The organism is Enterococcus sp. XAF26B05_ASV22, from assembly GCF_056727285.1.
In genome coordinates, this window is sequence record NZ_CM161538.1 from 1,639,237 (window position 1) to 1,661,386 (window position 22,150).

Genomic DNA, 22,150 nt, shown 5'->3' on the forward strand with positions numbered 1-22,150 from the left:
TCTATGAATATTCAACAAATGAAATATGTTGTAGCTGTTGCGAATAACGGTAGTTTCCGAGAAGCGGCAAAAAAATTATTTATCACACAACCTAGTCTTTCGAATGGGATTCGTGAATTAGAAGAAGAAATTGGAGTAACTCTATTTATCCGTACCAACAAAGGAGCTTCTTTGACAGATGAAGGGTTGACCTTTTTAGAACATGCGGAAAAAATTTTGACACAAATGGAAATCATTGAAAATCGCTATCAAGAAGTGACCAAAAGTGAACGTTTTTCGATCTCATCTCAGCATTATGATTTCTTAGGAGAAGTAATGGGGAAAGTCATTCAGCAATTCAAAGACCAATATAAAAATTTTCGTGTATTCGAGACAACAACCTTGAAAGTAATCGAAGATGTAAAAAGTTATCATAGTGAACTTGGTATTATTTATTTAAATAGTCAAAATCAAACGGGGATTGAGCGATATCTAGAGCAAGCAAATTTAACATTTGATGTCGTAGGCAGCTTCAAAACACATATTTTTCTTGGCAAAAACCATCCGTTAGCAAAACAAAAAGAAATCGAGTTGGACCAATTATGCTACTATCCTCAAGTTCGATTTGCACAAGAAGGAAGCAATTTTGCCTATTTTTCAGAAGATTTGATTGAGAATCAGGAACAAGAAACGGTGATTTATACGAATGATCGTGGAACCTTAATGAATTTACTAGTAGAGACTGATGCTTATGCATCTGGATCTGGTGTAGTGACTGGATTTACCAAAAAAGAAATCCGATTAGTTCCATTGGCAGAAAGTACCAACAACAAGATTTGTGTTTTATACCAAAAAAATAAAGCAATTAGTTCGATTGGACAATTTTTTATAAAAGAATTAAAACAGCTGTTTTAAAAAGAAAATCACTTTAGAGTCTTAATTGAACTGACGTATACAATTTAAACTAAAAATCATCCTATTAAATAAGGGTGATTTTTTAGTTTAAATGAACAGTTGATTAATAAACCATTATGTTGTTTTCTTCCATATATAATCGGCCATTAGTTGATACACTATTTCCATATCTTCTTGCGTTCCAATTGAAATTCGTAAGTAATTGCTCAATCGTTCGATTTTTGGAAAATATCGAACAAAAACATCTTTCGTTTCCAAATAATGATAAAGCTCTTCAATAACCAACTCTGGATGTGTGAGCAAGAGAAAATTGGTTTTTGACTCTAAAGAGTGAAATCCTATTTCTTCAATTTTTTTAGAAAACCAATCTCTGGTTTTACAAATTTCAGCTGTTATTCCTAAATAATATTCCTCATCATAAACAGCGGCAACCGCTATATTTTCAGCCAACATATCAACAGAATAAGGATTAAAAGAAGATTTAATGCTTTCCACAATTTTGACATACTCTGGATTACCGATTGCATAACCAATTCTTAAACCAGCCAAAGAACGTGATTTAGAGAACGTTCTAATAATAATTAGATTGGGGTATTTATCTAAAAGTGAAACAGCTGATTGATCCGCAAAATCAATATAGGCTTCATCAATGATCACAATAACGTCTTGATTCTTTTGTAACAACTTCTCAATTTCTGACAATGGTTTGAATAACCCAGTAGGTGCATTGGGATTAGCGATGATTATGCCACCGTTTAATTGTATATAATCGTTACAATTTACTTCAAAAGCATTATTCAGCGGTAATTCTTTAAATGGAATCTTAAACAATTCAGCCCAAACTTTATAAAAACCGTAAGTGATATCTGGAAATAAAATAGGATCTGAACTATTAAAAAATGCAAGAAAACAAAAAGCTAACACTTCATCAGAGCCATTACCGATTAAAAAATGATCAGGAGATAACCCGTGTTTACCCCCTAATACTGTTTTTAAAGCAAGATTATCAACGGAACTGTATCGTTTTAGTTGCTCAGCATCAAAATGTTTCAAGACTGTAGCAACAGTGGGTGAGGGCGGATAGGGATTTTCATTTGTGTTCAATTTGATCATATCTGGATAATTTGGTTGTTCACCTGGAACATACGGTGTGATATTTCTGATACCTTTCATTTAACTCGCTCCTTTCATTTCCTTTAACTATAAAGAAGCAACATTAGTTTCGCAAGTTTAATCTGTGAATTTGAAAAGAAAATACGGAGTTTTGAAATACAAATTTCATTTTACGGTAAATTATGCTATGATAATTCCATTAAGAAAGTACAATTAACACACGAACGTTTCGATTGATGTAAATTTGATTTGAAGGTCGAACCATTACGGTATGAGGAGATGGTTTCATGGATTTAACGAAAAGATTTAACAAGCAAGTTTATAAAATTGCTGTTTCAACGATCAGACAATTTGACGAACAAGTAACAGATATTGAGGGCATCATTAAGCTAACGTTAGGTGAGCCGGATTTTAATACCCCAGGACACGTAAAAACAGCAGCACATGATGCGATTGACAAAAATTTTTCGCATTATTCAGGTATGTCTGGGTTGACGGATGTTCGTGAAGCAGCTACTTTTTTTATGAAAGAAAAATATGGTGTCAGCTATCAACCAGCGTCTGAAGTTTTAGTCACTGTAGGAGCAACAGAGGCTATTTCAGCAAGTTTATTATCCATTTTGGAACCCGGGGATAAAGTCTTGATGCCAGCGCCAATCTATCCAGGCTATGAACCCGTAATCACGTTAGCACAAGCAGAACCAATTTATATCGATACAACACCGAATGATTTTGTATTGACTCCTGAAATGATCGAAGGTGCAATGAAAGAACATGGAGATAAAGTCAAAGCAATTATTCTAAATTACCCAAGCAATCCGACTGGTGTAACGTATACTCGTGAAGAAGTCAAAGCCATCGCTGATGTATTGAAAAACTATCCAATTTTTGTGATCAGTGACGAAATATATAGTGAATTAACTTATGAAGATCAACATGTATCGATTGCTGAATTTATTCCAGACCAAACCATTTTAATTAACGGACTATCAAAATCACATGCGATGACGGGGTGGCGAATCGGATTTATTTTTGGACCGAAAATTTTGATTGCGCAAATCATCAAAGTCCACCAATATTTAGTCACAGCGGCTTCGACTATATCTCAAAAAGCTGCTGTCAGAGCATTGATTGAAGGAATGAATGATGCTGCAGTGATGAAAGAAGAATACCGTGAACGCCGAGATTTCGTTTATGAGCAAATGACCTCTTTTGGATTTGAAGTTGCCAGACCAAATGGTGCCTTCTATATTTTTGCTAAAATTCCTGCAGGATATCTACAAGATTCGATGAAATTCTGTGTAGATTTAGCTCAGCAACAAGCAATCGCCATCATTCCAGGGATTGCTTTTGGTCAAGAGGCTGAAGGGTATGTACGAATCAGCTATGCTGCTGATTTAGCTACCTTAAAAGAAGCAATGAAGCGAATTGGCAAGTATATCCAATCGAAGTGATTGCATTTATTTTCGAGTGATCATTTAATCTAATCCCAATTTGAACGCTATAAAAATGAGGCAAACATAACCTTTACATTCCTTTACTCATTATTTACAGAACGTTGAAACAGAATTAACACTCTACTGTTAAACTAATCTTGTAACTAATTGAAAAGGGCGTGTAAAAATGAAGAAACGTTTATTATCAACAATTGTTTTAAGTGTAGGACTTTTAATCGCAGGTTGTGGCAATCAAGGAGCTGCAACTGATGAGAGTAGTAATAAAGCTAAAGACAGTGGAAGTAATAGTAATCAACCGGTTAAAATTGTAGCAGTTGGCTCAACTGCTTTACAACCATTAGTAGATGCAGCAAAAGATCAATTTGTTTCTGAGCACGTTAATTATACAATCTCTGTTCAGGGGGGAGGGAGCGGAACTGGACTTTCTCAAGTTGCTGACGGAGCTGTAACAATTGGAAACTCTGATGTTTTTGCCGAAGAAAAATCGGGAGTAGAGGCTTCAAAACTCGTTGACCATCGTGTTGCTGTTGTCGGAATGGGACCAGTTGTTAACAAAGATGTAGGTGTTAAGAATATTAGTAAACAAGAATTAATTGATATTTTTTCTGGGAAAACTAAAAATTGGAAAGATTTAGGCGGCAAAGACCAAGAAATTGCTGTCATCAATCGTCCAAGTGGTAGTGGTACGCGGGCAACATTTGAAAAATGGGGTCTGGATGGTGCAAAAGCTGTTCAATCTCAAGAACAAGACTCTTCAGGTACGGTTCGTCAAATTGTGTCTCAAACACCTGGTGCAATCAGTTATCTTGCCTTCTCATATATGGACGAATCAACAGAGGCATTAAGCATTGATAATGTAAAACCTACAGAAGAAAATGTTGCAGATAATTCTTGGAAAATTTGGTCTTACGAACATATGTATACAAAAGGCCAACCAGATGAGGATGTAAAAGCATTTTTAGATTTCATGCTAACAGATGATGTTCAAGAAGGTGTAGTGAAAGAATTGGGCTACTTACCGATGACCATGATGAAAGTGGAAAGAGATGTAACAGGAACCATCACTACTAAATAATTTTTTCTCCTTAAAGAATCAAAAAGAGGCAAGATGTGAAAACGTCTGCCTCTTTTTGATAAAATCAGTTTTTAGGTAGTTTTACTATAAAAGTTGAGCCTAAGCCTAAATGACTATCGATCGTAACGGTTCCGCCTAATAATTCGGAATAATTATGCACGATTGATAAGCCTAAACCAGTTCCGCCAGAATGTCGACTTCTTGCTTTATCTACACGGTAAAAGCGTTCAAAAATTCGTTCTTGGTCTTTTAAGCTAATCCCGATTCCCGAATCCTTGACCACAAAATAAAATATTTCAGCGAAACCAAAATCAATTGTGATCGTTCCATTAGATTGAGAATATTGAATGGCATTTTCAATCAAATTTTTAACGATTGGATAAAAAAGTTCATACTTTGTTGTATAGGTAATGGTTTCATCCCCAAGAATTTCAATTGATAAATTCTTTTCTGTGATAACTTTCCGGTAAGAACGCAGAATTTCTGTGATGAAAGGGTGTACGGTAACATCTTGATCATCGTATGAAATAGTTCTGCCATCACGAGAAAGTTGTAAAATTTCCTGAATCAATTGTTGCAAACGCAATGCGTCTTTTTGCATGATTTCTAAAAATTGCGTTAAGGTTTCAGGATCATCTTTTGCTCCATCTAATAAGGTTTCTGTAAAACCTAGCAAAGAAGTGACAGGTGTTTTTAACTCATGAGACACATTACTAACAAAATCTTTCTGGATTTTTTCCAATTGCCTAACACGGGTTAAATCATACGCTATTCCAAGAACTTGGTAATCATTTCCATCTTCTTCTATAAAACGTAAAGACATGTCTAAAATCGTTTCATTTAATGTGTCAGTTAGTTTGATTTCTTGGTGTATTGAACTTTTTTCTGTGATAACTTGATGAATCAAGTGGATTAGGGCAGGTTCTTTAATGACGTCAAAGTAATCTTTACCAGAATCATTTTCATCAATCATTAAAATTTCAGTCATTTTAGGGTTGATCAATTGAAGCTTCCCATCAATATCAATAATGAAGACGCCAATCATCAGCTCATCTAATAATGCGTGGAATTGTTCGTCAGTTGATGTATAAGCTAGATACGTTTGACTCATTTGTTGGCTCAAGAGGTTAACAGTTTGATACAGTTCATTCCATTCCGGAGAATCTTGGATAATTGAACGAGCTTCGTCTGGGTATTTTACAATTTTTTTCAAAACGGGTAAAACCGTCACCAACGGTTCATTTTTCTGGCGAAGTAATGAAAAGACAAATGCGGTAATAACCAAAAATAAAAGGCCTAACGTGATTAGAATATAACGTCGAAATGATTGTATGCTATTTGAAAACTGTGCTGTTTCTTCTGACATACGAATAATTCCGATTAGTTCGCCATTTTTTTTAACTGGTAAAGCAAGATAAAGCAATTGTTGCTTTAACGTAGTACTTTTTCTTAAAGCAGAACCAAAATCAGCGCCAGACAAAACTGCTTTGATTTCAGGTCGGCTACTTCTTGATTGGTGAAGTGCCGAATCGATACTGTCGAAAAAAATCTCGCCTTTAGCATTCATGAGGGTCAAACGTTCGTTTTTATCAGTTGAATAGTGTTTAATCAACGTTTTTTCTTGTTCTGAAAACTGTTGCGTTAAAAATAAATCTGGGGAAAGTTGATCAAGAATCAACGTGCCTTTTTTTTGCAAATATTCTTCCTGTTGGGACAATAATTCCCTTTTGAAAAAGTAGTTTGTCAAAAGAATACTGCCCACAAATAAGGCCAGCATCATAATTCCAACTATCCAATATTCAATTTGCTGACGTTTTTTCATTTTTTAGGCTCCTGAAAGCGATAGCCAAATCCTCTAACTGTGACTAAATAAGCAGGGCGTTTTGGGTCAATTTCAATTTTATCTCTTAGATGACTGACATGAACATCTACAATGCGACTTTGACCTGCAAAATCATAATTCCAAATGCGGTCTAACAACGTATCACGATCAATGACACGATCTTTACGCTTGACGAAGTAGACAAGCAATTCAAATTCTTTCGGTGTTAACTCGATTTTCTTGCCGCGAACACTCACTTCATAATTTTGCTCATCGATACTAATTTCACCTAATACCAACGGGGCTTTAGTCGTTTCATTAAATTCTTCTGTTTTATTTGCTGTGGGTTTTAGACGACGGAAGATTGCTTTCATTCTTGCCAAAACTTCTCTAGGACTGAAAGGTTTTGTTAAATAATCATCGGCACCAATCTCCAATCCGATGATTTTATCAACTTGATCATCTTTAGCGGTCAAGATCAAAATGGGCGTGTCAATTTTTTCCCTACGTAGTGATTTTGTGATTTCTAAGCCATCCATGTTCGGCAGCATAACATCTAGAATGATAAAATCAAATTGATTGGACAAGGCTAACTCATAACCGACTGCTCCATCTTCTGCTGATATTACTTCATAGCCGTCTTTTTCTAAGTTAAATGTTAACAGCGTTACGATCGACGGCTCATCGTCAACAACGAGTATTTTCTTCATCTATTGAGCTCCTTTAAATACGAAATAAACACAAGGTTATTTTATCATAGATTCCGAGCTATCAAAAACTTTATGGAATGTTTCTAAAACTACTTTCAAAGCTAAAGAAATGGTATAATAGTAAAGATTGAAATGAGGGAAGCAAATGATAGGAATTAGCGCATGTCTTGGAGGGGTTTGCTGTCGCTATGATGGTCAAGCCAAAGAAATTACTGCCTTGAAAAAATTAGTAGAGAACGGTCAAGCTGTACTTGTTTGTCCAGAAGTGTTAGGTGGTTTACCAATTCCTCGAGAACCTGCTGAAATCAGAGGCGGGGACGGATTTGATGTATGGAATGGTGATGCGAAAGTCCTTACGAATACTGGGGAAGATGTGACTGCTCTATTCAAACAAGGAGCCATCACAGCCTATCAAAAGTTAGTTGAACAGAAAATCACCACGATTATTTTAAAAGAAAATAGTCCGTCTTGTGGAAGTAAAAGCATTTATGATGGGACATTTTCTGGCAATCATCGTAATGGTTCTGGCGTTGCAACCGCCTATTTTATTGATAGAGGGCTGATTGTTGTTTCAGAAAACGAATGGGAAACCGCGATTGATTGTGTCAAATAAGTTCCTGTGACTACCTTAAAATAATGTTCTAAAATTATTTTAACTGTTTAGTAGTAAAAAATAATGGAAGAACGCATTTTTATTAAAAGACCTTTGCGCAAATAATCACCGTTATTTGGGACGATTGAGCGATTCTTAAAAAAAACTCGAAAATCAAAGAAGAACTATTGACTAATCACCCTTAAATCGGTAATCTAAAAGGGATTGAAGATAGGAGCAACAACTATGGAAATTGAAAAGACCAATCGAATGAATGCGTTGTTTGAATTTTACTCCACTTTGTTGACAGAAAAACAAATGAATTATATGGAGATGTATTATGCGGATGATTTCTCATTAGGCGAGATTGCTGAAGAATATGATATTAGCCGTCAAGCCGTTTACGACAATATAAAACGGACAGAAAAGATTTTAGAAGAATATGAAAAAAAGCTTCATTTATTTTCTGACTATATCGTACGTGGGGAATTACTTGAGACACTTAAACGTTACGTGAACGAAACCTATCCGAAAGACACAGCAATCATACAGTATATAGAACAAATACAAGAAGTAGAGGAATGAGATTATGGCTTTTGAAAGTTTAACAGACCGCCTGCAACAGGCAATGAGCAAATTACGTCGTAAAGGAAAAGTATCTGAAGCTGACGTAAAAGAAATGATGAGAGAGATTCGTTTGGCTCTCTTAGAAGCCGATGTCAATTTACAAGTTGTCAAAGACTTTACAAAAAGAGTTCGTGACCGAGCAGTTGGTGTGGAAGTTCTTGAAAGTTTGTCGCCAGCCCAACAAATCGTTAAAATCGTCGATGAAGAATTAACCGCGACATTAGGAACTGAGACAGTTGGCTTAAATAAGTCAGAGCGTATTCCGACTGTTATCATGATGGTTGGGTTACAAGGGGCTGGTAAAACCACTTTTGGCGGTAAATTAGCGAATCATTTGATTAAGACTGAAAGTGCACGGCCATTAATGATTGCAGCTGACGTTTATCGTCCAGCGGCGATCGACCAATTAAAAGTATTAGGTCAACAATTAGACGTACCAGTTTTCGATATGGGGACTGAGACAAGTCCTGTGGAAATCGTTCGTCAAGGGATGGCATTAGCTAAAGAAAAGAAAAATGATTATGTCTTGATTGATACGGCAGGTCGTCTGCACGTCGATGAAGCATTGATGGATGAGCTAAAACAAATCAAAGAAGTAGCGCAACCAGATGACATTTTGCTTGTTGTTGATGCAATGACCGGGCAAGATGCAGTGAATGTTGCGGATAGCTTTAATCAACAATTGGGAATAACTGGTGTAGTAATCACCAAACTTGATGGAGACACACGCGGAGGTGCGGCACTTTCTATTCGTTCTGTCACTGGCGCACCGATCAAATTTATCGGTTCTGGTGAAAAACTAACTGATTTAGAAATTTTCCATCCAGATCGTATGTCTAGCCGTATTTTAGGTATGGGAGATATGCTGACACTGATTGAAAAAGCCCAACAAGATTATGATGAGAAAAAAGCTGAAGAATTAGCCACAAAAATGAAAGAAAACAGCTTTGACTTTAATGATTTTATCGAACAGCTCGATCAAGTAATGGGTATGGGTCCAATCGAGGACTTGCTAAAAATGATTCCAGGTATGAATAATATGCCTGGGTTAGAAAATGTCAAAGTCGATCCCAAAGATGTGGCTCGTAAAAAAGCAATGGTGCTTTCTATGACGCCAGCCGAACGTGAGAATCCAGACCTATTGAATCCGAGCCGTCGTCGCAGAATTGCAGCTGGTTCAGGAAATAATGTCGTTGAAGTCAATCGGATGATCAAACAATTCAAAGAATCCAAAAAAATGATGCAACAAATGTCCAAAGGAAATATGGATATTCCAGGCATGGATCAAATGCTTGGTGGTGGTATCAAGGGCAAATTAGGTAAAATGGCCATGAATCGCATGGTGAAAAAAAACAAGAAGAAGAAAAAGAAGAAAAAATAAAAAAAGAACTGACTCAGGTTGACGACCTGAGTCAGTTCTTTTAGCTAAATCGCTAGTTTAACTATTCTTCTCTAAAAAAACAAGATAAGCATCAACAATCGTTTTGAAAAAACTCATAGTATTTTCAGCAATAGTTCCATCTTCATTAATTAGATTTACCACATTGCCGATATAAGCTTCTGGCTGTTGCAATGTAGGAACATTTAGGAAAACAAGTGATTGACGTAAATGATGATTTGCACCGAAAGCACTTAATGCACCTGGGGAAACACTAACAACTAAACCAGGTTTACCATCCCAAACACTTTGACCGTAAGGACGTGAACCAACATCTAAAGCATTTTTTAAAACGCCTGGAACAGAGCGATTGTATTCGGGTGTGATGAAAACAAGACCAGACAATGACTTTACTTCTTCTCTAAATTTCGTCCAAGCAGCAGGAGGCGTACGTTCATCATCAAAATCTTGATTATACATTTCTAATTCATGTAAATCGACAAAAACAGGTTCATATTCTTTTGGGAACAAACTTGAAAGTGCATGTGCAATTATTTTACTATAAGAATCTTTTCTCAAACTTCCGACAAAAAAACCAATTTTTTTCTTCATAAAATAGTCCTCCATTCATTGAATAACATTGTTTATTTTATTTTAATTCGAAAAAGGTAGTTTTGCAAGAAATCACTATTTAATCATCAACACGTTGTATGCAATCATTATTCATTACTAGCTACTAAGAGCGTCAATAATAAGCGGTTTAAAGCTTTTTTAAAGGTGTCAAGAAAAAACTCTTTACAGCTTGCTGAAAATCTGGTAAACTAACATTTGTGATTAAGTTAATGGAGGTGTAATATATAAAATGTCAGTTAAAATTCGCTTAAAACGCATGGGTTCTAAGAAGAGTCCTTTTTACCGTATTGTAGTTGCAGATTCTCGTTCTCCACGTGATGGACGTTTCATCGAAACTGTTGGAACATACAATCCTTTAAAAGATCCTGCAGAAGTAGTTTTAAAAGAAGATTTAGTTTTAGACTGGTTGTCTAAAGGCGCTCAGCCTTCAGATACAGTTCGTAACATCCTTTCAAAAGAAGGCGTTATGAAAAAACACCACGAAGCTAAACTTGAAAAGAAATAAGGTGACCGATGATGACAGATGTGAAAGAGTTAGTCTTAACTATCGTTCGCCCATTAGTCAGTCAACCTGAGCTGGTCAACTTGGAAATAGCAGAATCAGATGATTTTATAGAGTACAATTTGACTGTATCGCCTGAAGATATTGGGCGTATCATTGGCAAGCAAGGACGTGTTGCTAAAGCAATTCGTACAATTGTTTACAGTGTACGTGTAGAAGGACCTAAAAAAGTTCGTTTAAATATCGTAGATGGCAAATAGCACAAAAAAAAGCACCCAAATTTTTGGGTGCTTTTTTTGTTGAATAATTATTTTTTTCTAAATACTTTAATCTCAAAAATTGGTGCATCAAAAATGATTTCAGCTTCATCAATCATCAGACCCAGTAGGTGATAATCTTCTTCTTCATGGTGAGTGATACCAAGTAATTCATCATAATAACTCTCAATACTTAGATCTCTTGGTGTGTTTAATAAATCCAATAAATGCAGGACATTTTCTGGTTCTTCTTCAGTATTTCCTTGTATAGCAATAGAAAAACCTTCAGACGTAAAGTTAACACTAATACGGATTTCTTCAATGTCATTCGAAAAGAAGTAAGTCAATAATTCATCTATGATTCTCTTAGCTTTGTCTCTTTCTTGCATGTTGTTTCACCTTTCTGATCTGTAAAATATTATCAAGTAATGGTACCATGACCGCTGCCACAAAACCAGTAGAAAATCCATTATTATAAAGATTTAGTCCACCGTGAAGATAACTGACATTTGTGACCAACGACATATGTAAAAATCCGGCGATCAAGCCAAACGTGATGCCATAATATCCAGCAATTGGTGCTAACCCAGTACCGAAAATACCCGCAAGCACGACTGTTGTTTGGTTTACCTCGAAAACAGAAGACACTTGAGCAGTCAAAAAGACGCTAACTAACAAAGGGAGACTATTGAGAAGATGATTACCGAACGCACTAAAACCAACTGCAGATAAAATAGCGCCAACAATCGGTCCATTAAGTGTTGAATGACTGATTTGAGTATAACCAACAAGCAACAAACCCATTAGGGCCATATTCATCATAGTAGCGCCTACACCTGCGATAGAAATAAAATCAGTGATCAATTTCCCAGATGTTTTACTGATATCTTTTAATCCCTTCAACGAAAAATGATTGACAATAAACCCAAGTAAAAACATGATGAAAAATAAAAACAGCAGAAAAAAAAGAAGTTTAGTATGATAATCAGTTGAAACTAAGTTTTTCCCTTCAATCTTCCAGCCGAACATCCTTAAAATACCAGTAAATAACATAGCAATAAGTCCAGAAGTAAAACCAATATTATATAATGAAAATCCTTTATGGAAGGTCAGAATATGCGAGGCTAAAGGTGGTAAAATCAACCCAATAAATATACCCACTGAACATCCTAACGGAATGGAAAACATCAAAGGTAACGAGATCCCAAAAGTGAGGTAACTAATAATAGGAGATAGTGCACTCCCAAATAAGCTGACAACGATAAACTGTGAAAAAGGTTTCTTTACAATGTTTGCATAAAAAAGTCCGCCAATGATGATCGGAATCGAATTATACATATTTTTTCCGAAAAATGAGCATCCAGAAACTGTAAACAAAGCAGCGATCATAGGACCATTGATGGGAATATTTTCTTTTTTAGCAAGTAAAACACTAATTAGTGTAAGCAAACCACTATTAACAAACGCGCTGCCAAATGTTCCAAGTTCAATATAATCAGTTAATAAGTTGCTAGGTGAAGTTAAGATTCGAAGCATACCAGACCACAAAAACGAAAGAGGTTCACTAAATACGCCAATCAAAATTAAAATCAAGCAATAGCCAATCAGAAAATAATAGTTTCTATTCTTATCGATCATTTCTGAACGATTTTTATCAGTGTGTAAAAAAAGTGTCTGGCCATTATTGTTAGCCATAAAAAATACCTCCATTATCTATTTAATAACATAACTATAGCTTGTAAAAGCTTCATCGGTCAATACCATTTCAGTAAAGTCGAGTAAATTATCATGTTTTTCTGACATATTCATAAATATTGATAAAATCAGCCGCCAAAAGAGTGTAAAATAAAATTGTAATATTAATAAGATAAATAGTTAGATAATTTAAAAATTATCATCAAGCTTAGAAGTGAGACATTACACTCTTTTCTGTCACAGGTTAAGTCGTTTCACATGTTTATTTTGCTTTAAAAATTAAGGAGGGACTATTGTTGGTTAGGAAAAAAATTTATAAAAAAGAACATATCTTAGCTGCTGCACAAGATTTATTATTAGAAAAAGGATTTTCATTTATCACAGCGAGAAATGTTGCAAAACACATGGAAATTTCAACACAACCTATTTATCTTGAATTTAAAAATATGGAAGAGTTAAAATTAACATTACTAAAAACAATCCATGTATTTTTAGAAAATGAATTCTTTTCTAAAATAAAAACGTCAAATAATTGTGCGAATTTTGCCTTAAATTATATTGATCTAGCAAAAACAAACAAAAAATTATATATCTCTTTATTTGTGGAACCTCATTCATATGGGAAAGAATTACAGAAATTATTTTTCAGTTCATTTCAAAAATATCTTCTTAGTGATGACAACTATCGTACAGTTTCAAATGAACAGCTTGAAACGTTACATAAGAATATATGGATCGTTGCAGCTGGCATCGCTTCTTTAAGTGGTTCTGGAATAGTAAATCAAACAGAAGGACAATTGATTGCATTGTTTACAACTATCGAAAAAAATAGTGGAATAAGCTAAACCATTCAGAGACCGAGAACTATCTCAGTCAAAAGGACTAGATTGATTTCGTCTATTCGACTGATTGTTTTTTGTTATTCTGATGCTAAACTAACTTTATCAAGTGAAAGTTGGAGGAAGTATCGTGAAAATAATCAAAACAATCATTGTAATAGCAATACTTGGAGGAGTAGCTCTTTTTGGAGCTAAACTATATACGCAAAATCATTCAGATGAACTTTCTGGCACGATTGACCAATTAAACCCGTTAGTTCCAGAAGGGGAAGTTTATGTGAAAACAAAAAAGGCCGACAGTATTAATAGTTACGGCATTACGACATATAAACAACAATCTTTTGATAAAGAAGGAAAATCAAAAGAGATAATATTTACAGCAGATCATGAATTACAAACAGATCGCTATTTGAAAATTTATAATAAAGGCGCACACATAGAGACTTATGAAGAAGTTTCAGAGCAGGATATTCCAGAAAAAGCACTAAAGCAACTGCACAAATAAAAAACTACCAGAGTATTATCATCTGACCAAAAAGAGGAACAGTAAAGTTCTCTTTTTGGTCAGATGATTTCTGGCAGTTTCTTTGATCAATTTATTCAAATAGCCTGAGGTATAAAGTCAATTGTACATAAATCATTATGATAGAAATGGATTGTTGCATGAATTTGTCCATCCTCAATTAATTTTTGTGCAGTGTCTTTTACGTCTTCTTGGTTATATTGCTGGAAATTGATCACGTTTGCTACAAAATGAGGAGATTTCCGATAGGAAGCCTCAAGTATGAGCGTTTCGATTTGTGGATTAAACGTCATTCGTTTTCACCTCTTTAGTTAACAATACCACTTTATTTCTAAATTAGATAGTAATTCGTTGATGCATGAGGATATAGAAAGAAATATTTTCATCAAATATTAGTGTAATAGAGCGAGAAAGGTAAAAAATCTTTACATCATACATAACTAATTTGTTTGCATCTGAAAGAAAAAAGAATGGCGATGAATCACCATTCTTTCAACGATTTATTTTTTTGCTTCTTGCAAGATATTGATCTTTTCGATTCGAATGTCTTTTTTAGGTTTATCTTGTTCTCCAGTTTCAGCAGAAGCGATTTTATCAACAACATCCATTCCTTTAGTCACTTGACCAAAAACAGTATGTTTGCCATCTAGGTAAGGTGTACCACCTTTTTTGTAAGCATCGATAATTTTTTCTGGATAATCATCTTTTAGCAAGCCATCTGACTTATCCTCAGCATTCTGAACAATAAAGAATTGGCTGCCGTTTGTGCCATTGCCTTTTTCATCTGTACCAGCATTTGCCATCGATAAGGCGCCACGCAGATTATATAATTGGTTAGAGATTTCATCATCAAACGACTTACCCCAGATACTTTCACCGCCAGTACCATCACCTTTAGGATCTCCGCCTTGGATCATGAAATCTTTGATAACGCGATGGAATGTAACATTATTATAATACCCATCTTTTGCATGTGTCATAAAGTTTTCGACTGTTTTTGGTGCTTGTTTAGGAAATAGTTTGATTTCAATTGTTCCTTCTGTTGTGACCATTTCGACTAAATCTTCATCTTCACTGACTTTATCAGATAACTGAGGTAGCTCTAGTGAATTTAAATCTACTGATTCAGATGATTTCGTCTCTGTTGAAGATGTAGCAGAAGAATCTGCTGTTTTTTTCTCATTTTTAGGACCACATGCTACAAACAATGCTAAAGCAGTTAATAAAGCTGTAGCAGCAATGATTTTTTTGGTTTTCATAAAGTTAAGTCTTCCTTTCAAAAATCGTTATATCTCATAATAACAAATCCGTTATAGAACCGCTAGTCAAAATGGAATATTTTTAAGATTCTTAAAAGGTGTAGACCACTTTTTCTTATTCTGCTATAATGAAAATGGATACATTATAATCAATACAAATCATAGGAGGTAGTAATAATGGGAAAATTAGGTATTTCTATTTATCCAGAACGATCAACTTTTGAAAAGGATAAAGCGTATCTAGACCTAGCAAATAAATACGGATTCAAACGTGTTTTTACAAGTTTACTTCAAATCACAGAAGACAAAGAAAAAGTATTAGCAGAGTTTAAAAAAGTGGTTGATTATGCAAATAGTCTTGGGATGGAAGTTATGGTCGACATTAATCCTGCCTTATTTGAACAATTAGAAATTTCGTATGATGACTTATCATTTTTTGATGAGATGGGTGCTTATGGTGTGCGTTTAGATGTTGGATTTACTGGAGCGGAAGAAGCACGTATGACAAGAAATCCATATGGAATCAAAATAGAAATCAATATGAGTTCAGGAACAAACTACGTAGATAATATTATGAGTTATTCACCAAACACAGACAACTTATTAGGATCTCACAATTTTTATCCGCATCGTTACTCTGGTTTAGGCTATGATCATTTTGTTTTTTGTTCAGAAAAATTTAGAAAATATAATTTAAATACAATGGCTTTTGTAAATTCACATGACGCTACTTTTGGTCCTTGGCCTACACAAGATGGATTGTGTTCGTTAGAAGACCATCGTGATTTAGAAATTGCTACCCAAGTGAAACATCTCGTATTGACGGGGTTGATCGATGATATCTTAGTGGGGAATGCCTATGCTTCAGAAGCGGAACTAAAGGCAATGGCGGATGCATTTAATTCAGAATATCCTTCTATAAAAGTAGACGTAGAAAAAGATATCACTGATGATGAAAGAGAAGTCTTATTCACAAGCCTTCACAGTTATCGTGGAGATCGTTCAGAATATATTTTACGTTCAACAATGACGCGTATTCACTTTAAAGACCGTGAATTTCCAGCTCACAACACAAGAAATATGACGAAAGGCGACGTGTTGATCGACAATGAGGGGTATGATCAATACAAAGGAGAAACACAGATTGCTCTGAAAAAAATGAAGAACGATGGACGAGTGAATGTCGTTGGGCGTATTTCAGACGACGAATTATTCCTATTAGACTTCTTGAAACCGTGGTCTAGTTTTAAACTGATTGAACATAACTAATAGTAATAAGATCAAACTGGAAGTAAAATACTTTCATTTGATCTTATTTTTTTCTTAAAAGAGCTTTTTTCGTTAAACTCTACCAGTCAGTATAATATTGAAAGTTTTTTACAGCTGAAAGATATATTTTTGTATATGATTAATATTGCGAAAATTGGAATAAAACATTATACTATTTAAGAATTTAAAAAATCGTATTATTTATTCTTTGTCTAAGAATCAGATGTTTTTGTGAGTGATACGTTTAAACGGGGAGTATTAGGATGAATCGAATTGTAAAATTTTTGATAGCTGTAGTAATTTTGTTGGTAATCGTATTAACAGGAGCAGGGATGTATTTCTATAATTATGCCGTTGTTCCATCAAAAAAAGATTTTCTAGCTGGAGATACACCAGGAACCAATACCGAGGTGAAAACACCTCAAGAAAAATGGTTTAAAGACAAACGTAATCGTTCTTATTGGGATGTAACATCCAAAGATGGTTTAAAGTTAAAGGCAATCTATTTGCCGGCTGAAGGAAAAACAGATAAAAATGTTATCATGGCACACGGCTACATGGGCAGTGCAGAGACGATGGCTAATTTTGCTAAAATGTACCATGATTGGGGCTATAATGTTTTGGTGCCAGATGCTAGAGGACATGGTGAAAGTGAAGGCGACTATATAGGTTTTGGTTGGCCAGAGCGAAAAGATTATTTACAATGGATTGATAAATTATTAGTTGAAAATGGTAAAGATGCTCAAATCACCTTATACGGGATTAGTATGGGTGGCGCTACAGTCATGATGACCAGTGGTGAAAGGTTACCAGAAAATGTTAAAGCAATCGTTGAAGACTGTGGTTATTCCACAGTAAATGAAGAATTAGCGTATCAATTAAAAGATATGTTTCATTTACCATCATTTCCGTTGGTACCTGTTACAAGTTTGATCACGAAAATTCGTGCTGGTTATTTCTTTGGTGAAGCAAGCTCGATTGCACAACTGAAGAAAAATAAAGTACCGATGTTGTTTATACACGGCGATGCAGACAAATTTGTGCCTTTTGAAATGCTAGATGAAGTATACAAAGCCACAGATGCACCAAAGGAAAAATTTGTTGTCAAAGGTGCAGAACACGCTAAATCCTATTCTGCTGACCCTAAAGCTTACAAAGAAAACGTTGAACGCTTTTTAAAAAAATATGTAGATTAATGAAAATCGTCATCCAGTATGAACAGCTGGTGACGATTTTTTAAAGCAAAAAGTAGTCATTATTTAGAATGACTGCTTATTAATTGTGATTCTTGCTACTTTAACTATACATCTACTAGAATTCTTTGATATGATAATAAAAAGAAATGAGGTAAAATAGATGGAAGAACAAATTATTGACTATCTGCATAACTTACAAATCGAACGTGGGCTATCTCTTAACACAAGAAAAAGCTATGAACGTGACTTACATAAATATTTTGCTTTTCTAAAAGAGCAAAAGGTAGAGACTTGGCAAGTAATTGATCGTTACACAATTATGGAATATTTACAAATCTTACATAATGAAAATAATGCGTCTGCTACCATTATTCGAATGATTTCAACTCTGAGAGGGTTTCATCAATTTTTAAGACAAGAACGCTATACAGATCATGATCCAATGCAGCATATCGATTCGCCGAAAAAAGCGCAAAAGCTTCCGAGCACACTGTCGATTGAAGAAGTGACGACTTTAATCGAAACGCCTGATACAACCAAGCCTCTAGGGATAAGAAACCGAACGATCTTAGAAGTCATGTACGCAACTGGGTTACGAGTAAGTGAATTAGTTGATTTGAAAATAGGCGATTTACATTTGTCGATCGGCTTACTACAGACGATTGGTAAAGGAGATAAAGAACGGATTATACCTTTAGGAGATTATGCGATTCAATGGATCGAAAAGTATTTAGAAGAAGCTAGGCCAATCTTAATAAAAAAAAATCAAAATGAAACACATCTATTTGTAAATCATCACGGGAACTCCTTGTCAAGACAAGGAGTTTGGAAAAACTTGAAACAAATTGTACAGGAAGCTGGAATTAATAAAACGATTACGCCACATACGCTTCGTCATAGTTTTGCGACACACTTATTAGAAAACGGGGCTGATTTAAGAATTGTACAAGAACTCTTAGGTCATGCAGATATTTCTACGACTCAAATCTATACTCATATCACGAAACAGCGAATGGCGGATGTTTATAAGCAGCACTTCCCAAGGGCTTAACGAATAAAAAAAGAAGGTGAGATCATGTTAACGTATTATCGAAAAGAGCAAAGAAAAATTGCAATGGGTCTTTTAAGTTTCCATCAAAAATTAACAGAGTATCACTCGTTACTAAAAGAAATAGATACATATGAAACTGATGATCACTTTTATTTACTTTTTTGGACACCAGTCGGAGAACAAAATATTCAAGGAATTATTGGGATAGAGTTAGAAACAGCTGATGGGATGATTTTACATGATATATCGATCAACCCTTCTTTTAGAGGTGAAAATCTTGGCTTCATTTTGTTAAATGAACTAACTGAGTTGTATCCTGATACAAAAATTTACGGTACATTAGCTACATCTTCATATTTATCTAAGTGGAAAGAACACAACGCCTGAATTTTATGGTAAACTAAAGCGTTGAAAAAGAAAGTTGGATGACCTTGCAGGAAATTAATGTTAAATTAGATGTATTTGAAGGTCCGCTCGACCTTCTACTGCATCTGATTCAAAAATTAGAAATTGATATTTACGATATTCCAATCGCTGCTGTAACAGAACAGTATATGAACTATATCCATACAATGAAAACTTTGGAATTAGAGATTGCTGGCGAATATTTAGTGATGGCAGCGACATTGATGGCAATCAAAAGTAAGATGCTTTTACCTAAACAAGAGTTGGAAATGGCAGAAGACGATGAGATTCTTGATGGGGAAGATCCTCGAGACGCGTTGGTTGCGCAATTACTTGAATATCGGAAATTTAAATATGCCGCAGGTCTTTTGCATGAAAAAGAATCCGAAAGAAGCCTTTATTATACAAAAGAACCAATGGATATCGATGAATACAAAGAAGACAATCCTTTATTAGAACCGAATCAATTGAATACGATCGATCTTTTTCTAGCTTTTCATGCAATGCTAGAAAAGAAAAAAAGTCGTCAGCCAGTTGAAACGACGGTTGCAGGGGATGATGTTTCGATTGAGGAAAAGATTGCAACAATCACTCAAAAAATGCGTCAGATCGACCGGAAAACACCGATACAGTTTGACTCTTTTTTCACTTCATATTCTAAACAAGAAGTCGTTACGACTTTTATGGCTTTGTTGGAATTAATGAAAAAAGGAATTGTTCATGTAGAACAAGAGGATAACTATAGTACTATTTTACTTTATAATACGTCCGAAGAGATTGAGACAAATACGGAGGAAACAGCGTGACAACAGTAAGTCAAATCGAAGCGATTCTATTTGTTGTTGGTGAAGAAGGTATTGGATTAGAAGAATTATCTTATTTATTGGAATTATCTACCGCCAAAACATACGAAGCCTTGACCACTTTAAAAGAACGCTATGAATCAGATAAACAAGCAGCTTTAAATATTTTAGAAGTTGGCAATCACTTCATACTTTCAACTAAAAAAGTCTTTGCACCATTATTAAAAAAATATGCGCAATCCCCTATCTCCAACTCGTTGTCTCAAGCAGCGCTCGAAACATTATCGATCGTTGCTTATAAACAACCAATTTCAAGAGTTGAAATAGATGAAATTAGAGGTGTTCAGTCGGCAGGTTCAATGCAAAAACTAGTTGCCCGTCAATTGATCGAAGAAAAAGGACGGGTAGACGGGCCCGGTCGCGCTATTTTGTATGGAACTACGGCTTATTTCATGGATTATTTTGGTTTAAGATCCTTAGAAGAGCTGCCAGACATTCATCAAATGGAAGAAGAAATCGCTGAAGAGTTACCTTTAGACCTCTTTTTCGACCGTTACAAAGAGTTAAATGAAGAAGAATTACCAACGGACACAAATGAATCGGAGGAAGAAAACTAAATGGAAAGACTTCAAAAGGTTATTGCGCATGCAGGCATTGCATCACGCAGAAAAGCAGAAGAATATATCGTCAATGGACGAGTAAAAGTAAATGGAAAAATTATTCGAGAATTAGGAACACAAGTAGGGAAAAATGACAAAGTCGAGGTAGATGATGTACCGATTTACAAAGAAGAATATGGTTATTATCTTTTTTATAAACCAAAAGGTGTTATTTCAGCTGTTTCGGATGACAAAGGCAGAAAAGTTGTGACGGACTTTTTTTCTCACATCAAAGAACGAATTTATCCTGTTGGAAGATTGGATTATGATACATCTGGATTGCTGCTTTTAACAAATGACGGTGAATTTTCTCAAAGATTGACTCACCCAAGTCATGAAATCGATAAGGTGTATGTAGCAAAAGTAAAAGGATTAGCTAAAAAACATGATTTGCTTCCGTTGACTAAGGGAATGAAAATCGAAGGCTATAAGACTGCACCTGCTGCTTTTGAGATCATATCTGTTGATCTTAAAACGAACACAAGTATTGTTGAATTGACGATTCATGAAGGTCGTAATCACCAAGTGAAAAAAATGCTGCAAGCAGTTGGTTACCCAGTTCAAAAATTAAAAAGAGAAAAATACGGTGACTTGACCTTAAAAGGACTACGTCCAGGTGAATACCGTAACTTAAATAAAAAAGAAATCAGTGTCTTAATGAATCAATCAAAGTAATCTTATTAGGAATATGAGTTGAAACTAAATTTAGTTTTAACTCATATTTATAATGGGTCAATTGCTGTATATGTGACCTTATGAACAAATATATTGCTTTTTTTTTAAAAGGTTGTATACTGTACTTGTACAAAAAAATTAATAAAGGTTCGTCTTCAGGGGCAGGGTGAAATTCCCGACCGGTGGTTATAGTCCACGACCTACTTCATTTGAGGTGGCTGAATTGGTGAAATTCCAATACCGACAGTAAAGTCTGGATAAAGAAGATAGGGCTTATTTGAATTGGCATTTTTCAGATAAGATAACTCTACTCTATTTTCCCTGTTGGAAAATAGAGTTTTTTGCTGTAAAACACTGCGACTGGCTTTGCCAGACGTAGATGTAAACAGTACTTGGTGAGATACGTTTCCTTCATGCTGAAACACGACACTTCGATTCAGTTTTATTGTTGTAAACCATGAAGAATCGTGGGACAACAGAGTAGAGGGTGAATAGTGTTTTTCGAGTGAAATAAGAGAAGTCACCTTCATTGTAAAACACTATATTTAACCAAAATGAAATATGAGTGAGTCTCTTTTAAAACGAAATACTGCTGTACACTCAACAACTGCTAAGAAATTTTCAATAAATTAGGAAATAACCTAGCAGTATATAGTGATGCAAACTCTGTTGTTCAGCCAAGCACCACTACACAACAAATCAAGAGTAATCGATGA

25 protein-coding genes and 1 riboswitch are annotated in these 22,150 nt (G+C 35.0%); of the genes, 17 read left to right on the top strand and 8 right to left on the bottom strand.

The window, feature by feature from the left end:
* Window positions 1-3 precede the first annotated feature (3 nt).
* On the top strand, window positions 4-894 hold the full coding sequence (locus AC1PU0_RS08160) for a LysR family transcriptional regulator (protein WP_206850103.1): 891 nt from the start codon (window positions 4-6) through the stop codon (window positions 892-894).
* A gap of 114 nt (window positions 895-1,008) precedes the next feature.
* Here AC1PU0_RS08160 and hisC read toward each other — a convergent pair whose 3' ends face one another.
* Window positions 1,009-2,067: a histidinol-phosphate transaminase gene (hisC, locus tag AC1PU0_RS08165; protein WP_111247912.1), complete on the bottom strand. Its 1,059-nt coding sequence runs from the start codon at window positions 2,065-2,067 to the stop codon at window positions 1,009-1,011.
* Window positions 2,068-2,294: 227 nt separating this feature from the next.
* Here hisC and AC1PU0_RS08170 point away from each other — a divergent pair, with 227 nt between their 5' ends.
* Window positions 2,295-3,461, top strand: coding sequence for a pyridoxal phosphate-dependent aminotransferase (locus AC1PU0_RS08170; RefSeq protein WP_111247911.1), 1,167 nt, complete (start codon window positions 2,295-2,297; stop codon window positions 3,459-3,461).
* A gap of 169 nt (window positions 3,462-3,630) precedes the next feature.
* Complete coding sequence (locus AC1PU0_RS08175) at window positions 3,631-4,539, top strand: phosphate ABC transporter substrate-binding protein PstS family protein (protein ID WP_206850102.1); 909 nt, start codon at window positions 3,631-3,633, stop codon at window positions 4,537-4,539.
* A gap of 64 nt (window positions 4,540-4,603) precedes the next feature.
* Here AC1PU0_RS08175 and AC1PU0_RS08180 read toward each other — a convergent pair whose 3' ends face one another.
* The gene (locus AC1PU0_RS08180) at window positions 4,604-6,361 is read right to left on the bottom strand and encodes a sensor histidine kinase (RefSeq protein WP_206850101.1); all 1,758 of its coding nucleotides are present in this window, start codon (window positions 6,359-6,361) and stop codon (window positions 4,604-4,606) included.
* Window positions 6,358-7,071, bottom strand: coding sequence for a response regulator transcription factor (locus AC1PU0_RS08185; protein ID WP_069654853.1), 714 nt, complete (start codon window positions 7,069-7,071; stop codon window positions 6,358-6,360). The genes AC1PU0_RS08180 and AC1PU0_RS08185 overlap by 4 nt, the downstream gene beginning before the upstream one ends.
* A 145-nt stretch (window positions 7,072-7,216) precedes the next feature.
* Between AC1PU0_RS08185 and AC1PU0_RS08190 the strand changes: the two genes are divergently transcribed.
* The 3 genes from AC1PU0_RS08190 to ffh all read left to right on the top strand — a co-directional run bounded on the left by AC1PU0_RS08190 (window position 7,217) and on the right by ffh (window position 9,671).
* Complete coding sequence (locus AC1PU0_RS08190; RefSeq protein ID WP_206850099.1) at window positions 7,217-7,684, top strand: 2-thiouracil desulfurase family protein; 468 nt, start codon at window positions 7,217-7,219, stop codon at window positions 7,682-7,684.
* A gap of 225 nt (window positions 7,685-7,909) precedes the next feature.
* Window positions 7,910-8,248 carry a putative DNA-binding protein gene (locus tag AC1PU0_RS08195; RefSeq protein ID WP_069654855.1) on the top strand — a complete coding sequence of 113 codons (339 nt, stop codon included), beginning with the start codon at window positions 7,910-7,912 and terminating at the stop codon, window positions 8,246-8,248.
* A gap of 4 nt (window positions 8,249-8,252) precedes the next feature.
* On the top strand, window positions 8,253-9,671 hold the full coding sequence (ffh, locus tag AC1PU0_RS08200; protein WP_206850098.1) for a signal recognition particle protein: 1,419 nt from the start codon (window positions 8,253-8,255) through the stop codon (window positions 9,669-9,671).
* Between the two features lie 57 nt (window positions 9,672-9,728).
* Here ffh and AC1PU0_RS08205 read toward each other — a convergent pair whose 3' ends face one another.
* Window positions 9,729-10,280 (bottom strand): NADPH-dependent FMN reductase, encoded by a 552-nt coding sequence (locus AC1PU0_RS08205; RefSeq protein ID WP_111247906.1) that lies wholly within the window; start codon window positions 10,278-10,280, stop codon window positions 9,729-9,731.
* 250 nt (window positions 10,281-10,530) lie between these two features.
* On the opposite strand from AC1PU0_RS08205, the gene rpsP reads away from it, so the two are divergent.
* Both rpsP and AC1PU0_RS08215 read left to right on the top strand, forming a co-directional pair.
* Entirely contained in the window at window positions 10,531-10,806 is a 276-nt protein-coding gene (rpsP, locus tag AC1PU0_RS08210; RefSeq protein WP_010761445.1) for a 30S ribosomal protein S16, read from the top strand.
* Window positions 10,807-10,817: 11 nt separating this feature from the next.
* Entirely contained in the window at window positions 10,818-11,063 is a 246-nt protein-coding gene (locus tag AC1PU0_RS08215) for a KH domain-containing protein (protein WP_069654858.1), read from the top strand.
* Between the two features lie 47 nt (window positions 11,064-11,110).
* Here AC1PU0_RS08215 and AC1PU0_RS08220 read toward each other — a convergent pair whose 3' ends face one another.
* Both AC1PU0_RS08220 and AC1PU0_RS08225 read right to left on the bottom strand, forming a co-directional pair.
* Window positions 11,111-11,449 (bottom strand): hypothetical protein, encoded by a 339-nt coding sequence (locus AC1PU0_RS08220; RefSeq protein ID WP_069654859.1) that lies wholly within the window; start codon window positions 11,447-11,449, stop codon window positions 11,111-11,113.
* Window positions 11,427-12,755, bottom strand: a complete 1,329-nt coding sequence (locus AC1PU0_RS08225; protein ID WP_206850096.1) for a DUF1576 domain-containing protein — start codon at window positions 12,753-12,755, stop codon at window positions 11,427-11,429. The genes AC1PU0_RS08220 and AC1PU0_RS08225 overlap by 23 nt, the downstream gene beginning before the upstream one ends.
* 296 nt (window positions 12,756-13,051) lie before the next feature.
* On the opposite strand from AC1PU0_RS08225, the gene AC1PU0_RS08230 reads away from it, so the two are divergent.
* Together AC1PU0_RS08230 and AC1PU0_RS08235 are read left to right on the top strand one after the other, a co-directional pair.
* Window positions 13,052-13,600: a TetR/AcrR family transcriptional regulator gene (locus AC1PU0_RS08230; RefSeq protein ID WP_206850094.1), complete on the top strand. Its 549-nt coding sequence runs from the start codon at window positions 13,052-13,054 to the stop codon at window positions 13,598-13,600.
* Window positions 13,601-13,724: 124 nt separating this feature from the next.
* On the top strand, window positions 13,725-14,099 hold the full coding sequence (locus AC1PU0_RS08235) for a YxeA family protein (protein WP_069654862.1): 375 nt from the start codon (window positions 13,725-13,727) through the stop codon (window positions 14,097-14,099).
* 95 nt (window positions 14,100-14,194) lie between these two features.
* On the opposite strand, the gene AC1PU0_RS08240 is transcribed toward AC1PU0_RS08235, so the two are convergent.
* The gene (locus AC1PU0_RS08240; RefSeq protein ID WP_069654863.1) at window positions 14,195-14,410 is read right to left on the bottom strand and encodes a hypothetical protein; all 216 of its coding nucleotides are present in this window, start codon (window positions 14,408-14,410) and stop codon (window positions 14,195-14,197) included.
* Window positions 14,411-14,617: 207 nt separating this feature from the next.
* Window positions 14,618-15,376 (bottom strand): peptidylprolyl isomerase, encoded by a 759-nt coding sequence (locus tag AC1PU0_RS08245; RefSeq protein ID WP_069654864.1) that lies wholly within the window; start codon window positions 15,374-15,376, stop codon window positions 14,618-14,620.
* 177 nt (window positions 15,377-15,553) lie between these two features.
* On the opposite strand from AC1PU0_RS08245, the gene AC1PU0_RS08250 reads away from it, so the two are divergent.
* The 7 genes from AC1PU0_RS08250 (at window position 15,554) to AC1PU0_RS08280 (ending at window position 21,434) form a co-directional block, all read left to right on the top strand.
* A complete protein-coding gene (locus AC1PU0_RS08250; RefSeq protein WP_206850092.1) occupies window positions 15,554-16,645 on the top strand; it encodes a DUF871 domain-containing protein in 1,092 nt (363 codons plus the stop codon).
* Window positions 16,646-16,908: 263 nt separating this feature from the next.
* Window positions 16,909-17,841 (top strand): alpha/beta hydrolase, encoded by a 933-nt coding sequence (locus tag AC1PU0_RS08255; protein WP_206850090.1) that lies wholly within the window; start codon window positions 16,909-16,911, stop codon window positions 17,839-17,841.
* Window positions 17,842-18,001: 160 nt separating this feature from the next.
* On the top strand, window positions 18,002-18,892 hold the full coding sequence (xerD, locus tag AC1PU0_RS08260) for a site-specific tyrosine recombinase XerD (RefSeq protein WP_206850088.1): 891 nt from the start codon (window positions 18,002-18,004) through the stop codon (window positions 18,890-18,892).
* 24 nt (window positions 18,893-18,916) lie between these two features.
* Entirely contained in the window at window positions 18,917-19,279 is a 363-nt protein-coding gene (locus AC1PU0_RS08265) for a GNAT family N-acetyltransferase (protein WP_069654868.1), read from the top strand.
* A gap of 44 nt (window positions 19,280-19,323) precedes the next feature.
* Window positions 19,324-20,103, top strand: coding sequence for a segregation/condensation protein A (locus AC1PU0_RS08270; RefSeq protein ID WP_069654869.1), 780 nt, complete (start codon window positions 19,324-19,326; stop codon window positions 20,101-20,103).
* Window positions 20,100-20,717, top strand: a complete 618-nt coding sequence (scpB, locus tag AC1PU0_RS08275; protein ID WP_069654870.1) for an SMC-Scp complex subunit ScpB — start codon at window positions 20,100-20,102, stop codon at window positions 20,715-20,717. The genes AC1PU0_RS08270 and scpB overlap by 4 nt, the downstream gene beginning before the upstream one ends.
* Entirely contained in the window at window positions 20,718-21,434 is a 717-nt protein-coding gene (locus AC1PU0_RS08280; protein ID WP_206850086.1) for a pseudouridine synthase, read from the top strand. It abuts the gene before it with no gap.
* A 147-nt stretch (window positions 21,435-21,581) separates the two neighbouring features.
* Window positions 21,582-21,706, top strand: a riboswitch (FMN riboswitch).
* The last annotated feature ends 444 nt before the right edge of the window (window positions 21,707-22,150 follow it).

What these genes read in the sequence shown, in the direction of transcription:
- AC1PU0_RS08160 (WP_206850103.1), top strand. Translation starts at nt 4, where the DNA reads ATGAATATTCAACAAATGAAATATGTTGTAGCTGTTGCGAATAACGGT.
- AC1PU0_RS08220 (WP_069654859.1), bottom strand. Translation starts at nt 11,449, where the DNA reads ATGCAAGAAAGAGACAAAGCTAAGAGAATCATAGATGAATTATTGACT.
- AC1PU0_RS08185 (WP_069654853.1), bottom strand. Translation starts at nt 7,071, where the DNA reads ATGAAGAAAATACTCGTTGTTGACGATGAGCCGTCGATCGTAACGCTG.
- AC1PU0_RS08265 (WP_069654868.1), top strand. Translation starts at nt 18,917, where the DNA reads ATGTTAACGTATTATCGAAAAGAGCAAAGAAAAATTGCAATGGGTCTT.
- AC1PU0_RS08190 (WP_206850099.1), top strand. Translation starts at nt 7,217, where the DNA reads ATGATAGGAATTAGCGCATGTCTTGGAGGGGTTTGCTGTCGCTATGAT.
- xerD (WP_206850088.1), top strand. Translation starts at nt 18,002, where the DNA reads ATGGAAGAACAAATTATTGACTATCTGCATAACTTACAAATCGAACGT.
- AC1PU0_RS08205 (WP_111247906.1), bottom strand. Translation starts at nt 10,280, where the DNA reads ATGAAGAAAAAAATTGGTTTTTTTGTCGGAAGTTTGAGAAAAGATTCT.
- AC1PU0_RS08215 (WP_069654858.1), top strand. Translation starts at nt 10,818, where the DNA reads ATGACAGATGTGAAAGAGTTAGTCTTAACTATCGTTCGCCCATTAGTC.
- AC1PU0_RS08250 (WP_206850092.1), top strand. Translation starts at nt 15,554, where the DNA reads ATGGGAAAATTAGGTATTTCTATTTATCCAGAACGATCAACTTTTGAA.
- AC1PU0_RS08195 (WP_069654855.1), top strand. Translation starts at nt 7,910, where the DNA reads ATGGAAATTGAAAAGACCAATCGAATGAATGCGTTGTTTGAATTTTAC.
- AC1PU0_RS08280 (WP_206850086.1), top strand. Translation starts at nt 20,718, where the DNA reads ATGGAAAGACTTCAAAAGGTTATTGCGCATGCAGGCATTGCATCACGC.
- AC1PU0_RS08240 (WP_069654863.1), bottom strand. Translation starts at nt 14,410, where the DNA reads ATGACGTTTAATCCACAAATCGAAACGCTCATACTTGAGGCTTCCTAT.
- hisC (WP_111247912.1), bottom strand. Translation starts at nt 2,067, where the DNA reads ATGAAAGGTATCAGAAATATCACACCGTATGTTCCAGGTGAACAACCA.
- AC1PU0_RS08225 (WP_206850096.1), bottom strand. Translation starts at nt 12,755, where the DNA reads ATGGCTAACAATAATGGCCAGACACTTTTTTTACACACTGATAAAAAT.
- AC1PU0_RS08175 (WP_206850102.1), top strand. Translation starts at nt 3,631, where the DNA reads ATGAAGAAACGTTTATTATCAACAATTGTTTTAAGTGTAGGACTTTTA.
- ffh (WP_206850098.1), top strand. Translation starts at nt 8,253, where the DNA reads ATGGCTTTTGAAAGTTTAACAGACCGCCTGCAACAGGCAATGAGCAAA.
- AC1PU0_RS08170 (WP_111247911.1), top strand. Translation starts at nt 2,295, where the DNA reads ATGGATTTAACGAAAAGATTTAACAAGCAAGTTTATAAAATTGCTGTT.
- AC1PU0_RS08180 (WP_206850101.1), bottom strand. Translation starts at nt 6,361, where the DNA reads ATGAAAAAACGTCAGCAAATTGAATATTGGATAGTTGGAATTATGATG.
- AC1PU0_RS08255 (WP_206850090.1), top strand. Translation starts at nt 16,909, where the DNA reads ATGAATCGAATTGTAAAATTTTTGATAGCTGTAGTAATTTTGTTGGTA.
- rpsP (WP_010761445.1), top strand. Translation starts at nt 10,531, where the DNA reads ATGTCAGTTAAAATTCGCTTAAAACGCATGGGTTCTAAGAAGAGTCCT.
- AC1PU0_RS08245 (WP_069654864.1), bottom strand. Translation starts at nt 15,376, where the DNA reads ATGAAAACCAAAAAAATCATTGCTGCTACAGCTTTATTAACTGCTTTA.